The 13,204-nt window shown below is 69.9% G+C and carries 13 protein-coding genes and 1 pseudogene; 6 read left to right on the top strand and 8 right to left on the bottom strand.

Going from position 1 to position 13,204, the window contains the following annotated elements:
• Positions 1–7 precede the first annotated feature (7 nt).
• The 6 genes from ACOZ4O_RS05780 (at position 8) to ACOZ4O_RS05755 (ending at position 5,585) form a co-directional block, all read left to right on the top strand.
• Complete coding sequence (locus ACOZ4O_RS05780) at positions 8–781, top strand: P-loop NTPase (protein ID WP_424524364.1); 774 nt, start codon at positions 8–10, stop codon at positions 779–781.
• Positions 778–1,272, top strand: coding sequence for a hypothetical protein (locus ACOZ4O_RS05775; RefSeq protein WP_424524363.1), 495 nt, complete (start codon positions 778–780; stop codon positions 1,270–1,272). The genes ACOZ4O_RS05780 and ACOZ4O_RS05775 overlap by 4 nt, the downstream gene beginning before the upstream one ends.
• A gap of 54 nt (positions 1,273–1,326) precedes the next feature.
• The gene (locus ACOZ4O_RS05770) at positions 1,327–1,920 is read left to right on the top strand and encodes a thioredoxin family protein (protein ID WP_424524362.1); all 594 of its coding nucleotides are present in this window, start codon (positions 1,327–1,329) and stop codon (positions 1,918–1,920) included.
• Between the two features lie 102 nt (positions 1,921–2,022).
• Positions 2,023–3,741 carry a sugar-transfer associated ATP-grasp domain-containing protein gene (locus ACOZ4O_RS05765; protein WP_424524361.1) on the top strand — a complete coding sequence of 573 codons (1,719 nt, stop codon included), beginning with the start codon at positions 2,023–2,025 and terminating at the stop codon, positions 3,739–3,741.
• On the top strand, positions 3,741–3,992 hold the full coding sequence (locus tag ACOZ4O_RS05760) for a hypothetical protein (protein WP_424524360.1): 252 nt from the start codon (positions 3,741–3,743) through the stop codon (positions 3,990–3,992). The genes ACOZ4O_RS05765 and ACOZ4O_RS05760 overlap by 1 nt, the downstream gene beginning before the upstream one ends.
• Positions 3,993–4,205: 213 nt before the next feature.
• Entirely contained in the window at positions 4,206–5,585 is a 1,380-nt protein-coding gene (locus ACOZ4O_RS05755; protein ID WP_424524359.1) for a glycosyltransferase family 2 protein, read from the top strand.
• On the opposite strand, the gene ACOZ4O_RS05750 is transcribed toward ACOZ4O_RS05755, so the two are convergent.
• The 8 genes and pseudogenes from ACOZ4O_RS05750 to ACOZ4O_RS05715 all read right to left on the bottom strand — a co-directional run bounded on the left by ACOZ4O_RS05750 (position 5,582) and on the right by ACOZ4O_RS05715 (position 13,186).
• Positions 5,582–6,511, bottom strand: a complete 930-nt coding sequence (locus tag ACOZ4O_RS05750) for a glycoside hydrolase family 26 protein (RefSeq protein WP_424524358.1) — start codon at positions 6,509–6,511, stop codon at positions 5,582–5,584. The two genes, ACOZ4O_RS05755 and ACOZ4O_RS05750, sit on opposite strands and share 4 nt — an antisense overlap.
• 31 nt (positions 6,512–6,542) lie before the next feature.
• Positions 6,543–7,055, bottom strand: coding sequence for a DUF7261 family protein (locus ACOZ4O_RS05745; protein ID WP_424524357.1), 513 nt, complete (start codon positions 7,053–7,055; stop codon positions 6,543–6,545).
• Positions 7,043–7,444 carry a DUF7262 family protein gene (locus ACOZ4O_RS05740; RefSeq protein ID WP_424524356.1) on the bottom strand — a complete coding sequence of 134 codons (402 nt, stop codon included), beginning with the start codon at positions 7,442–7,444 and terminating at the stop codon, positions 7,043–7,045. Before ACOZ4O_RS05740 ends, ACOZ4O_RS05745 begins: the two co-directional genes overlap by 13 nt.
• Positions 7,437–8,099 carry a DUF7263 family protein gene (locus tag ACOZ4O_RS05735; protein WP_424524355.1) on the bottom strand — a complete coding sequence of 221 codons (663 nt, stop codon included), beginning with the start codon at positions 8,097–8,099 and terminating at the stop codon, positions 7,437–7,439. Before ACOZ4O_RS05735 ends, ACOZ4O_RS05740 begins: the two co-directional genes overlap by 8 nt.
• Positions 8,096–8,539, bottom strand: a complete 444-nt coding sequence (locus ACOZ4O_RS05730; RefSeq protein ID WP_424524354.1) for a DUF7266 family protein — start codon at positions 8,537–8,539, stop codon at positions 8,096–8,098. Before ACOZ4O_RS05730 ends, ACOZ4O_RS05735 begins: the two co-directional genes overlap by 4 nt.
• On the bottom strand, positions 8,532–9,239 hold the full coding sequence (locus ACOZ4O_RS05725) for a DUF7289 family protein (protein WP_424524353.1): 708 nt from the start codon (positions 9,237–9,239) through the stop codon (positions 8,532–8,534). Before ACOZ4O_RS05725 ends, ACOZ4O_RS05730 begins: the two co-directional genes overlap by 8 nt.
• Positions 9,236–11,053 (bottom strand): type II secretion system F family protein, encoded by a 1,818-nt coding sequence (locus ACOZ4O_RS05720; RefSeq protein WP_424524352.1) that lies wholly within the window; start codon positions 11,051–11,053, stop codon positions 9,236–9,238. The genes ACOZ4O_RS05725 and ACOZ4O_RS05720 overlap by 4 nt, the downstream gene beginning before the upstream one ends.
• Positions 11,050–13,186: pseudogene (locus ACOZ4O_RS05715) on the bottom strand (type II/IV secretion system ATPase subunit). Before ACOZ4O_RS05715 ends, ACOZ4O_RS05720 begins: the two are co-directional and overlap by 4 nt.
• Between the last annotated feature and the right edge of the window lie 18 nt (positions 13,187–13,204).

Below are 13,204 nucleotides of genomic sequence, written 5' to 3'. Positions count from 1 at the left end.
AGAACTAATGGTCGAGGTGTTCGCGGTGGCGAGCGGCAAGGGCGGGACGGGGAAGACGACGAGCGCGCTCGCCCTCGGGATGGCGCTCGCGGAGCGCTACGACGTGACCGTCGTCGACGCCGACACCGGCATGGCGAACCTCCTCTTTCACGCCGGCCTCGCGGACGCCGACACGACCCTCCACGACCTCCTCCTCGGCGACGCGGACGCCCGGGTCGCCGACGCGACCTACGAGCGCTTCGGGCTTCGCGTCGTCCCCTGCGGCACCGACCTCGGCGACTTCCGCGCCGCCGACCCGACCCGTCTCAGGGACGTGGTCGCGACGCTCGCCGCCGACACGGACGTGCTATTACTCGACTCTCCGGCGACGCTCGCATCCCGGCGCGCCGTCCTCCCAATCGTACTCGCCGACCGCGTCGTCCTCGTCACGCAGCCGACCGTTCCCGCGCTGAGCGACGCGCTCAAGGTTCAGGAGTACGCCGCGTCCTACGACACCGACGTGGCCGGCGTCGTCTACAACCGCGTGCGCGACGAGGCGGGCGTCGAGCGCGTCGCCGCGCAGTCCAAACGCTACTTCGACGGCCCCGTCCTCGGGAGCGTCCCGGAGGACGACGCCGCCCGCCACGCGCGACGCGCCGGCGAACCGCTTCTCGCGCACGCGCCGGACAGCCCCGCCGCGGCCGCGTACCGCCGCATCGCCGACGAACTCGCCGTCAAACCCGGGAACGAGGCCGCGGTCGCCGACCGATTCCGGCGCGCCGTCGTCCCCGACGACGTATGAGCCGCCTCGTCTTCTCCCGCACCGTCCCCGACACCGCCGCCCCCCTCGAAACCGCCCTCGACGCCGCCCACACGGGCCGCGCGGTTCTCGAACCACAGCAGACGCTCCTCCTCGACGCCGCCGACCGTCTCACCCTCTGGTTCGCCGACGGCGTCCCGACGCACGCACGCCACAGCGACGGCCGCACCGGCGGCGCGGCGCTCGCCGCGTTCGCGAACCCAGGCCCCGTTCGCGTCGAACTCCACGCTGACCCCGCGCCGAACGCACCTTCGGAGTGCGGGGTCGCGCCGGACGCGCCCGCCACCCACCTCGCCGGCGACGACGTACTCGCCGCTCGCACCCGCGACCGCGCGCCCGAGGACGCGGACGCCGATGCGGAGTCGCTCGACGCCGTCGAAGCCTTCCTCGCTGATGACGCCGCCATCGCTGACATCCGCGAGCGCGCCCGCGAAGAGGCCGAACGCCGCGCCGACGAGTGGGGGTTTGAGTAGGCGACCGCGTCCGCGGGCCGAGCGCTTTTCCGGCCGCTCGCCGTTTCTTGAACTATGGCAGGCGAATCCACGCGCGTGCTCGACCGCGGCGACTCGGCGCCCGACTTCTCGCTCCCCGGAACGAACGGCGAGACCTACGAACTCGGCGACTTCAGCGACTACGACGCCCTGCTCGTCGTCTTCACGTGCAACCACTGCCCGTACGCGCAGGCGAAACACCCGACCCTGAACGTAATCGCCGACGACTACGACGACGTGGCCGTCGTCGGCATCAATCCGAACGACGCCGACGCCTACCCCGACGACTCCTTGGACGCGATGCGCGACGCTGCCAGCGACGGCACCGTCGACTACGACGCCTACCTCCGCGACGACTCCCAGGCGACCGCGGCGGCCTACGGCGCGGTCTGCACGCCCGACCCGTTCCTGTTCGCGAACCGCGGCGAATTCACGCTCGCCTACCACGGCCGACTGGACGACGCACAATCGCCGGACGCGGAGCCGTCCGGCGAATCCGGCTTCGAGATGCGTGACGCCATCGACACTGTCCTCGCCGGCGAGGACGTGACCCGCGAGTTCGCGCCGGCCCGCGGCTGCAGCATCAAGTGGACGCCTGGGAACGAGCCGGACTACTGGGACGACCTCTAACGCCGCGCGCCTTCTTCGCCTGGCTCGTCCCGCGTCGATTCCGCGTATCGCTCGGGGATGTTCCGACAGATTGAATCAGCTATCAGTTGCAAACTTTACGTAATGGAATGGAAGAGACGCTCGGGCCGTCTACTCGCAGTTGGAATGCTGTTATTCGGGTTGCTCGTTACGACCGCGTTCCTCCGAACGAACTTCTCGCTGTTCCTCCCGGTGGCCGAGGAACTCGAGTTCGTGTTCCAGTTGATGGTGGCTGGAACGGTCGTGGCTATCCTCCGTAACGAGGCGGGGATGAGCACGTTCGGGGTGTTCGGGCCGGTGATACTGGCGTTCTCGTGGGTAATCTTGGGGCCGTTCTGGGGGTTCCTCACCGTCGCCTACGTCTTCGTGGTGAGCGCGCTCGCCCGCGTCGCCATCAGCGACCTTGACCTCGGAACCGCCCACCGCGTCGCCTCGCTTCTCGTGGTTGCGGCTATCGGACTGTTCGTCCTCGAGGCCGTCGGACAGCTTCAGAACATCCCGTCCCTCCAGTCCGCGCTCATCTTCCCCATCGTAATCACGGCGTGGTACGCCGAGCGGTTCGTCGGCAGTGTGGACGAAACCGGGTGGCCGCCAGCAGCACGGCGCCTCGGCGCGACACTGGTCGCGATTGCAGCAGGATACGCCATCGTATCCTACGAGCCGCTCATCTCCTTCGTCATCCACACACCCGAAACGTGGGTGGCGCTCGTCGCCCTCAATATCTTCCTGGGCGCGGTGACCGAGACCCGCCTCAGCGAGTACGTCCGCTTTCGAGCGATTCGACGCTCGCTGGGCTCGAAGCGTCCGGGAGAAATACTCACGATGCGCGTTCGGAACCGCGAGTTCGTGGGGAAGTACAACCCCCGGTCCGTTATGGGGGCGTTCGACAAGGAGAAAATGAAGAAAACCCTTCACGGCCTCTCGATTCCGACGCCGCAGACCTACTTGGTCGCCGAGGGCCAGTCGGACTTCGACGAGCTCCGCGAACTCCTCGCCGAGACGGACAAACTCGCCATCAAACCGATGGGTGGGTCGGGTGGACGCGGGATTCTAGTGGTCCGTGGCCGCGACGATGCCACCGGCGAGTTCCTGACGAACCGAGGGCGAATGGACCTGGATGGCGTGGTGACCCACACCCGAAACATCTGCGTCGGAGGGGTCGCAGACTACGGCGCACGGACCAAAGCGATCGTCGAGGCGTTCATTACACCCGAGAAAATGCTCGCCGATCGGACCACCGGGGGTGTCCCGGACCTCCGAGTCATCACGCTGCAGGGGTTCCCCGTGATGGCGATGGTCCGACTTCCGACCGAAGAGTCCGACGGGACGGCGAACATCCACAGCGGGGCCGTCGCCGTCGCCGTCGATATCGAGACCGGGGAATCCTCCGGGGGGTACCAACAGACACACGACCGATTCATCGACGCCCACCCGGATACGGGCGCGTCCCTCGAGTTCACGATTCCGAACTGGGACGACGTTCTCGCGACCGCCTGCCGGGGCGCCATCGCGAGCAACCTCGGATACACCGGAGTAGACATCGTCTTCGACGAGGAAGCGGGGCCGATGATTCTCGAAATCAATCGGCGTCCGGGTCTGGGGATTCAGAACGCGAACATGGCTGGACTGCTTCGCCGACTTCGGTTTGTCGAAGCCAACGGGGAGCCGGACCAGTTTAGGTCCGCTGAGGAACGGGTCGAACGCGCCCAAGAATGGGCACGGACGAACTGGGAGACGTTAGCGAAACCGCCGGCCGAGCGCGACGCGCGGACCGAGATGCCGCCGACGGAGGTGTCCCAATAATGGCTCCGTTCACTATCGGACCACGAACGTACACACGCATCACTGCCGCAGCACTCTGCTCAACCCTTCTGTTCATCCCCATCCTCCTAGCGGGACTCCCGGCGTCCGGTCCGGGCGCGTTCCCCGGCCCGCTGGAGCGCGGAGATGCGGTCCTGCTGTTCTTCGTCAGCGTCCCGGTGCTGTTCGGCCTGTTCGCGGTCTACCGCGTCGCCCAGAACCGGGAGCTCATCGGCTCCCGCCAGCAGGACTAGTCCTTCTCGGTTCGTCACGTGCGGCCACGCGGATGGCGTGAAGCGTGGTGTCAGTCGGACCTACCCGCGAACTCGGCCCCATTTACGGCTGCAGGGCTGCAGCATCAGATGGACCGGGAACGACTCGGGCTACTGGGACGACCTCTAAGTTCATATCCTCCTGTCGCCTACGGAGGGTATCTACGGCGGGCACGTCCGCCCGTCCACTCTCTCATGACTCGCCGCCGCCAACTCGTCTTCACCGTCGTCGGAACGCTCGCCGCGCTGTTCGTCGCGGTCGACCTCGCGATTCTCGTGCTCCCGCCCGAGCTTGTGCTTCTCGACGGCGTCATCGGTGGATTCTGGGAGACGCTCCGTGAGTCGCCCGCGCTCGTAATGACGTTCGTGCTCTGGCAGCTCGTCCTCCTCTACACCATCCCCGTGAGCTTCTGGAGCTACCTCTTCGTCTTCTACCTCTGGAAGCACTACCGGCCGACCCGCCGCGGCGACGACGAGGTGTCCATCGAATGGACGCCGGACGCCGTGCAGGTGCGCGTGCTCACCATCGACAACGAGAACGTCGTGCAGGAAACAGTCGACTCGCTCCCCGACACCCTCAGCGACGTGGTCGTCGTCGCGGAAGCCGACATCGACGTGGACGGCGCAGACGTCGTCGTCGTCCCGGAGTCGTTCACGTGCGAGTTCGCGCAGTTCAAGGGCCGCGCCATCGAGTACGCCCGCATCCACCACCCGACGGACAAGGAGTACGTCCTCTACCTCGACGAGGACACCCGAATCCCCTCGTTCGACGGCATCCCCTCGAACGCCGACATCGTCCAGTTCCGCGAACGCCCCGTCCGCACCGGCGGCATCCTCCCCTACCTCGCCGAAATCCACCGCATCGGCTTCAACATCGAACAGCGCGCCTTTCCCTACCTCCGCGTCCCCTTCTACGCGTGGGGCGGCGGCATCGCCATCCGTCGGTCGCTCGAAGACCGCATCACGTGGGACACCGACACCATCGTCGAGGACTCCGTGTTCGCGTGGCGCGCCGTCCTCGACGAGGACGCCACGTTTGAGGTCGTGGACACGTTCTTCGAGAACCAGGCGCCGCCGTCCGTCCGCGCGATGATCGGCCAGCGCCGCCGCTGGCTCACCGGCACGCGGTCTAAGTCCCGCCTCCTCCCCTGGGATTACCGCATTCTCTATCACTTCCGCGACATCGGCTGGGCGGTGTCCGTCTTCGGACCCGTGTTCTGGGTGACCTCCGCGCTCACCTACGCCGGCATCGAGACGATTCCGCTCACCGTTCTCGTCCTGCCCGAGGTGTACGTCGCGCTCTCGCTCGTCCTGCTCGCGCACGTCTACCTCTGGTCGCTGCTCGGCCTGGTCTACTACCGCGAACGCCCCCACATCTGGCTGGGGCTGCTCGTGCTCACGCCGTTCGTCGTCCTCCTCCACTCCGCGGGCGCGCTCTACGGCATCCTCTCGCCCGCCCGCCAGTTCGCCGTCACGGAGAAAGTATCGAACACCGTGGAGAACGCCGCCGAAACCGTCGTCGAACTCACTCCCCTCGGGACCGACGGCGACGCGACCGACCGCCGAGACGACTAACGACCCGCTTCGCGGCCGTACGCCGAGTACGCCGTATATCTCTCCTCGCCTATCGTGACCACCGTGTCGCCGCGATCGGCGTCGAACACCGCCCAGTCCGTCTCCTTGTCGATGTTGAACCAGACCGCTAGCTCGACCGGGGAGTCGCGGACGTACGCGAAGAACTCGCGAATCCAGCGGTTCTTCGCGGCCACGTTGTGGCCGTCCGCCGTCACCGACGTGCTCGCGTACTCCGGGATGCAGACCGGATGGTCGCCGAGCGCGTCCACGCGAGCGAGCATGTCCTCGAACACCTCGCACGGGGACTGCCACGTGCTCCACGGCTCCGTCGCCCCCCAGTTGAAACCGTCCACGCCCACCCAGTCCACGTACGCCTCGCCGGGATACAGCGATTCGGCTGTGTGCTCGCCCACGTCCACGTGATTCGGCGCCCACACCCACGTCACGCGGTCGTCCGCGCCGACGGCGTCACGGACGTACCGCCACATGTCGGCGTACGCGTCCGCGCTACCGACGCCGCCAGCGGCGGGCGCCCACGGATACCAGTCGCCGTTCGGTTCGTGCGCGAACCGGAGGAAGAGTCGCCGGTCCTCACCCTCGTTCAGCCACTCGTCCAGTGCTCGCGAGAACCGCGCGAGGTAGTCGTCGTGCTCGCCCGCGACGATGCGCGACGCTACGTCCGCGGGCGTCTCCTCCGGTCCGTCGGTGAACGGCTCCCACGTCAACATCGGCGTCCGGCCCGCGTCCCGAATCGCGCGAAGCTGCCTGTCGAAGATACCGTGAAGCGGGTCGGTTGCGGTGTCCCACGTCGTGAACACGTTCTGCACGTCCAATCCCGTGCCCTGCCACTGTTCCATCGCGTCCGCCCGCGAGAACGACTCGACCTCCGATCCGACGAACGCACCGGTTCGCAGCGGTTCCGTCACACGCGGAGTTCGCTCCGCCCGACCAAAGCCGTTAGCGTTCGACCACGAGCGTGAGGTCCGCGGTCCGGGTATCGGAGACGACGCGCACCGCGAACGCCACCGCCACGAGATGCGTCTGGCCGTCGCGCTCCTGAACGACTACGCCGCCGTCCGTGCGACACGCGCCGAACTGCCGGTTCGGCCCGGCCGGACATTCCGCGGCGGCCCACGACGCCGCGATAGCGGGCGCGTACGACACGACGGCCGCGGTTCCGTCGGTCAGCCGCGCGGTCCGCAGCGCGTCCAGTCGCGGCGCGAGCGCGCCCCGCACCGACTCGACGGCCGGCGCTCGGTCCGCCCAGTCGTAGTCGACGAGGACGGGCGCACGCGCCACCGCCCGCGACAACAACCGCTCGGCGTCCGCGCCCGGCCGCGGTTCCACCGTCGTCCCCGCGTCGGGCGCGTACCCGAGCTGGAGGTAGGCCGCGACGACGGGGACGAGCGCGAGCGCGATTACCGCCGCCGCGACGAGCACGAGCTGGCCGCGGCGGTTCACGCGTACCACACCCAGATTGTCACGGTGCCGTACGGCGTCGCGTGCCGAGCCGTCCCGTACGCCACGCCGTCCGGCCGCGGATACCCGATGGTGCCGTGCGCCGTCTCCACTCTGTACATGAGGTTCTCCGGGAGCACGCGATTGATTCGCTCCGCGAGCGCGGTCGACTCGCGCTCGAACCCGCTCGGCGAACGCGTCACCTCCGTCAGTCGTGTCGCGTCCCCGTGACGGGGCGCGTCGTTCGCCAGCACCGCACCCAGGTCGGTCGCGTACGCGTCGAGCTGGGCGTCCCCCGCGACCGCGGGACTGCCGAGCACGAACCCCGTCGTCACCGCGAACACGAGCAGGACGCCGACGCCCGCCTCGACCGCGGAGAGCGAGAGCTGCGCCCTACGCATCGACGCTCACCCCGAGCACGCCCTTCTCCGTCCGCTCCACCGCGTACTCGATGGTGACGCTCCCCGCCGGCAGCCGGTCGGTCGCGTCGAACTTCACGGTGGTGGTGCGGACGCGCGACGAGTCGAGCGCGAACGTCCCGCGGAGGCCGTCGTCGTTCGACAGGACGGTGCGACCGTTCACGCGAACCGCCCGCACCCCGGTCCCCGCGGGCGGGTCGAGCGTCACGGTGACGCGGTCGGTGCGCCGCGGCAGTGTCACCGCCGCGCCGCGCTCGACTCGGGGTGTGAGCGTCCGGTTCTCGACGGTCGCGACGAGCACGAGCCGCCGCATCGTCCGCGGGTCAGCCACGTCACCCGATCGCGCGACGACCCTGCCGTTCAGCCGCACGACGGCGCCGCGCTCCCCGACGAGCGACCGCAACCGCGCCGAGTCGAACGCCGCGACGGCGTCCGCGCCGAGCACGTTCTTCCTGACTGCGAGCGGGCCATCCGCCGCGACGAGGCGGTCCGCGAGCGCCGTCGCGGCGTGGTCGGCTATCGGGTCGCGTTCGGCGGCCGCGAACGCGCCGTTCGCCACCGCGAGGCTCACGCCCGTCGCCGCGGTGACGAGCAACAGCGCGACGCCGAGCGCCGGGAGGTTCAGTTGCGCCCTCATCGCGCCTCCAGGCGAACGGTGGTTTCGCCGTGTTCGCGGGCGACCACCACGACCGCGGATGTGGCGCTCGACCAGTTCCCCGAGACATCGGTCACGGAGTCGGGGAGCGACAGCCGAACACGTGCGTTCACGTCGGGGTCCGGATGGTCGAGGACGAGCGTTCGGTTCTCCACTTCGACGCTGTAGGCCCGGCCGCGAATCGTCGCCGGGAGCGGGACGTCGGCGCGAACGGTCGCCGCCCGCACGTCCGCGGGTATCGCGTTTTCGACGTCCGCGGCCGCGGCGGCCAACGCTCGCTCCGCGACGGCGTCCCCGGCGGTCGTCTGGTAGTCGGGGACGACGGACCCGTACATCGCCGCCGCGACCGCGCCGACGTACAGCAGGACGATTCCGGCTTCGAGCGCCTTTCCGACAACGGGCGCGACACCGCGGTCATCCACGCCGCGACACCTCCACGCGGTGGACGACGACGTAGCCAGCGCGCTCCCCGGGGAACCGAGCGACCACGCTCGCGACGCCGTCTCCGTCGAAATCCCGTGAGGACACGGTGGCGTTCGCGGCCGCGAAGAACCGCTCCCACGGCCCGGGCCGCGTCGTCTCGACCGCCACGCCGTAGCTCCCCGCGCCGAGGTCGTGTCTGGTGTGCGTGACGTGTGTTTGCAGGCGGACGCGCGTGTTCTCGCCGCCCGCCGCGACCGCGCCGTCGAGGACAGGGAGCCCGACGACGAGCACGTCCTCGTCGACGGTCATCGGCGGTTCGCGGACGAACCGTCCGCCGTCGCCGCGGCCGAGCGTCACCGCGCCGCCGAGCAAGGTCGTGGTGTACGCGCCCGCCTCGAAGACGAGCGCGTCTGCCGGTCGTTCCAGCACCACGCCGGAGTCGTTCAGCACGCGAATCGAGCGCTCGACGGTGTCGAGGCGGCCGTCCGTGAACGCGAGCGTCCCCACGCGGACGCCGGTGGTGCGGACGGGCTGTATCGCCGCCGCGAGGTCGGACGCGACCCGATTGGCGTCCGCCGCGGCCGCGTTCGTCTCGACGAGGCTGCCGACGCTCGCGGTCACCGCGCCGAGCGCGAGCACCGTCAGTCCGAGGAGGATAGCGACGCCGACGACGTTCGACTGCGCGCGCGAGTCCGTCACGCGAACCCTCCGATGCGGAACGCGCAGAACGCGGCGAGCGCGAGCAGGCCGGAGTGGAGGAGCGCGGCGTACCGCCCCCTGCTCGCCATGGCGGCGAACCAGCCGCAGGAGAGCATCGTCGCCTGCGTCACGAGGTAGAAGTGGTGGCGGTCGCGCGATGGGTCGACCGCGTCCGGCGCGAGCGACAAACCGGTCGTGGCGGTCGAGACGGTCGAGAGTTGCGCGAAGCTATCGAGGACGTACGCGTTGATGGCGACGACGATACCCACGACCAGGAGGGCGGTCGTCCAGCCGACCGCGACGTACACCGCGAGCTCCGACCGAAGCGCCTTCTTCTCGTGGTAGAGCCGCCCCACCTCGGCCTGGAGCGCGTCGAACGCGGTTTCGACCTCGCTACCGGCGGTGAGCGCGCCCGCGACGAGCCCGATGGCCTGGTCGGCGAGCGGCGTGCCGACCCGTTCGGCGTACGCGGCCAGCGCCGCAGTCCGACGGTCCTCGCCGGACGATGGGAAGTCGAGGCGGCGCGCGAGGTCGGCGGTGTCGGCGCGCAATGCGTCGAGCGACCCGTCCTCGACGACGCGGCCGACCGCGTCCGCGAACGGCACGCCGAGGCTGACGTGGCCCGCGATGGCGTGCACGGCGTCCTTCAACTCCCGGTCCTTCGCGTCGTCCGCCCGCGACCGCCGCGCCGCCACGACCCCGACGGGGACGGCGACGCCCGCGTACGCGAGCACCAGCGCGTCCCAGACGCCCACGCCGAAAGCGGCGAATCCGACTGCCAGCGCGGGGGCGAGCGGCGCGAGGACGAGCAGGGCGTCCGCGGGGTTGTGCGGCGCGTTCGCGAGCACGCCGAGGCCGCGCGAGCGCGTCCAGTGGTCGCCGAACCCGCTCGGCCGGAACACGCCGACGAGCGCGGCCGCAATCGCGCCGATACCGAGCACGAACACGCCGCAGCCCGCGACGAGGAGCGTCCGTGGCGTCGTCACGTATCCCGCAATCGCGACGGGTGCGCCGAGTCCGGGCGCGAGCACGCTCATCACGGTCACGGAGACGACAACGAGCGCGGGCATCACGAGCAGCACGACGAACAGTTCCGCGAGCAGTTCGAGGAAGCCCTCCGCCTCCGTGCGGGCGCGGGCCTGTCGGTTCGCGAGCATCCGGGCTTCGAGTCGGAGGAACTGTTCGACGGCGTCCGGCCCGGTCGCGGCGTGCTCGCGGAACTTCAGGAGGAACGGCGCGAGAGCGTCCCGGGAGGGCGTGTCCCGCGCGACTACGCGGAGCGCCTGCCCGAGGCTGCCGGAGAGCGCGGCCTTGTTCCGGACGGTGCCGAACGCCACGGCGGTCTCGCCGTACGCGCGCTCGCGGGCGGCGACGGCGTCGAACAGCGCGCGCTCCCCGGAGCCGGCGGACGCGAGCACGCGCAGGTAGCGCACCGCGCTCGGGAGCGTGCGGTCGATGTCCGCGCGCCGCGCGTGCAGCACCCAGCGGAGGTGGAGGCTGCCGGCGAGCAACGCGCCGCGCTTCGCGAGGAGCCCGGTGAGCGCGCCGACGAGTCCCGCCGTCGCGAGCGGCGTGAGCGGGTCGACGGCCCCGGCGACGGTCGTGGCGAGCGGCGTGGCCCACGCGAGTCCGCCCGCGAGCACCGCCGCGAGCGCGAACGCGACCCAGGACGCGCCGTAGAGCCGCGCGAGGTACACGTCGAACCCTTCCGTGCCGGTGGTGCCGCGGTAGCGCCGGCGGTCGGTCGCGTGCCGTCGCCGGTCGGCGTGTCCGCCGAAGAGAGCGTAGAGCGCGCGGTCGAGAACGCCGCTCACGCGTCCCCCGCGGCGCGCTCGACCGTCGCCGCCTCGTCCGTCCGCAGGTCCGCGAGGAACGCGAACAGGTCGTCGCGGTCGCTCAGGTCGTCCTGTACGAAGTACTCGACGTACCGCTGTTTCCGCTCGAACTCCGCGACGACGGCGTCACGCAGTCGGTCGGTGTGCGCGGCGAGCCGGTCGAAGAACGCTACCTCGCTCGCGTCCGCGAACGCGAACGCGCCCTCGCGGCGGCCGGCAACCCGGTGGTAGTGAATCGTCGTGTCGTCCTTCTCGATACGGCCTCGCGAGTCCTCGGGGGAGTCGGTCGTACGTCGACTTATCTACGAGTTCGAGTATCTCGCCGACGTAGCGTTCGCCCTCGACGTGCCGCGGGAAGACGACGAGGTCGATTTCGCGCAGGAGGTACGCGGGCAGTCCCTGTTCGACGACGCGGTTCACGAGGCGGTCGGCGTCCGCGGCGTGCGTCGTGCCGATGACGCCGTGGCCCGTGTTGAGCACGTCCGCGAACGTCTCGAAGCTCTCGGGCGTGTTTATCTCCGCGATAATCTCGACATCGGGATTGAGATAGTTCGATTCCGTCATCAGGTCCGCCATCGTCACGCGCTTGTGGGGGTTCTCGTGGTCGCGCGTCGTCAGGGAGACGCCGGTCTCGTGGGGGAGACTCACTTCCCGCGAGCCTTCGTCGATGCTGACGGGGCGGTCGCGGTGCGGGATGAACGGCGCGTGCGCGTTCATCAGCGTCGTCTTCCCGACGCCGGTCGGCCCGGAGAACACGACGACGCCGTGGTGTTCGTACGCCATCCAGAGCAGCGCCACCATCGCCGGCGAAATCGAGTCCGTGCGCACGAGGTCGGTCGGCGTGAGGGCGTCCGGGGCCTGTTTGCGGATGGAGACGTGCGGGCCGTCCGCGCTGATGGCGGGCAACGCGACCGCACACCGCACCGTCACGTCGTCGCCGACGCCCTCGGGTCGGATGTTCACCTTCGCGCTCGGATTGCTCGCGTTGAGTTCGACGCCGTCCTCGGCCGCGAGCTGGGTGACGAGGTCGACGAACGACCGTTCGTCATCGAATATTAGATTCGTTGGGATGCGGCCGTCCTTCCAGAGCGAGTGCCGGGGGACGACTTTCACGCGTTCGCCGACGCGGTTCGCTTCCACGTCCTCGAGGTGGTCGTCGCGGATGGGGACGGTGAGTTCGCCGTGACCGACGAAGTCGCGGAGGACGTAGTATCGGAGGTCGTCCAGTCGGTCGTCGGCGAATCGGCGGTCGACTGGAGGGAGCGCGAGGTCGTAGGCGGCGAGCGCGTCGCGGGCGCGGTGTTGGAGGGTGTCGAGCCAGCGCCCGGCGTTCCGCGCGGTGAGGCGTCGCGCGAGGTAGCGGTCGGCGCGCTCCGCGACGAACGCGGCGTGGTCGGTGACGAGGTCGCCGACGCGTGCGTCCCAGACGTGGGTCTTGCAGTCGGTGAGGAGTTCGCGGTCGCCGGGCAGGAGGTCGGGTTCGCGGACGGCGTACTGCACGTCGAAGGCGTCCGTGCCGAGGACGTGTTCGCGGTAGACGACGACGGGCACGTCGAACTCGCGGAACGGGACGGTGTAGGTGTCGAGGCGTTCGGAGAGGAAGCGGTCGAGCGCGTCGGCGTCGGCGGCGATGTCGGTGCGGGCGGGCGCGTACTCGGTCGTGTGGACGACGAGGTGGTCGCCGTCCGCGTCCGCGACCTCGACGTTGTCGTCGAGCGCGAGCGGGGTGAGCGCGCCGAGACACCGCACGTCCCGGAGCGCGTAGTATCGAAGGCGACGTTCGCCCGCCGGGGTCGCGTCGGCGAGGCGCGCGACGGCGCGGCGGTGTTTGTCGTCCAATCCTCTGGCGTAGCGTTCCCGCGCGCCCTCACGGGTCCGCGGTTGGGTCGGGTGGCCGCGTTCGAAGTAGGCGTGCACGCGGTCGTCGGCGTCGGTTTCCGCGGCGGTGAGGACGGGTTCGCGGACGCGGTAGCGGAACGCGCCGCGGTCGCGAGTGATGGTGACGACGACGCCGGGCGTCGGTTCGTACTGGCTGTGAACGTCGGGGGCGTACCAGGCGTCGGCCGCGTCGGGCGGCACCGGCGCAGGCACCTCGGGCGGGGAACTCACGATATTAGAATCAGACTATTC

Source organism: Salarchaeum japonicum (assembly GCF_049705945.1).
GTDB lineage: Archaea > Halobacteriota > Halobacteria > Halobacteriales > Halobacteriaceae > Salarchaeum > Salarchaeum japonicum_A.
Note: the sequence above shows the minus strand (reverse complement) of the source record. Positions and strands in the feature narration are given on the sequence as shown.

Coding starts and splice junctions, on each gene's coding strand:
- ACOZ4O_RS05780 (WP_424524364.1), top strand. CDS start 8: ATGGTCGAGGTGTTCGCGGTGGCGAGCGGCAAGGGCGGGACGGGGAAG.
- ACOZ4O_RS05775 (WP_424524363.1), top strand. CDS start 778: ATGAGCCGCCTCGTCTTCTCCCGCACCGTCCCCGACACCGCCGCCCCC.
- ACOZ4O_RS05770 (WP_424524362.1), top strand. CDS start 1,327: ATGGCAGGCGAATCCACGCGCGTGCTCGACCGCGGCGACTCGGCGCCC.
- ACOZ4O_RS05765 (WP_424524361.1), top strand. CDS start 2,023: ATGGAATGGAAGAGACGCTCGGGCCGTCTACTCGCAGTTGGAATGCTG.
- ACOZ4O_RS05760 (WP_424524360.1), top strand. CDS start 3,741: ATGGCTCCGTTCACTATCGGACCACGAACGTACACACGCATCACTGCC.
- ACOZ4O_RS05755 (WP_424524359.1), top strand. CDS start 4,206: ATGACTCGCCGCCGCCAACTCGTCTTCACCGTCGTCGGAACGCTCGCC.
- ACOZ4O_RS05740 (WP_424524356.1), bottom strand. CDS start 7,444: ATGCGTAGGGCGCAGCTCTCGCTCTCCGCGGTCGAGGCGGGCGTCGGC.
- ACOZ4O_RS05735 (WP_424524355.1), bottom strand. CDS start 8,099: ATGAGGGCGCAACTGAACCTCCCGGCGCTCGGCGTCGCGCTGTTGCTC.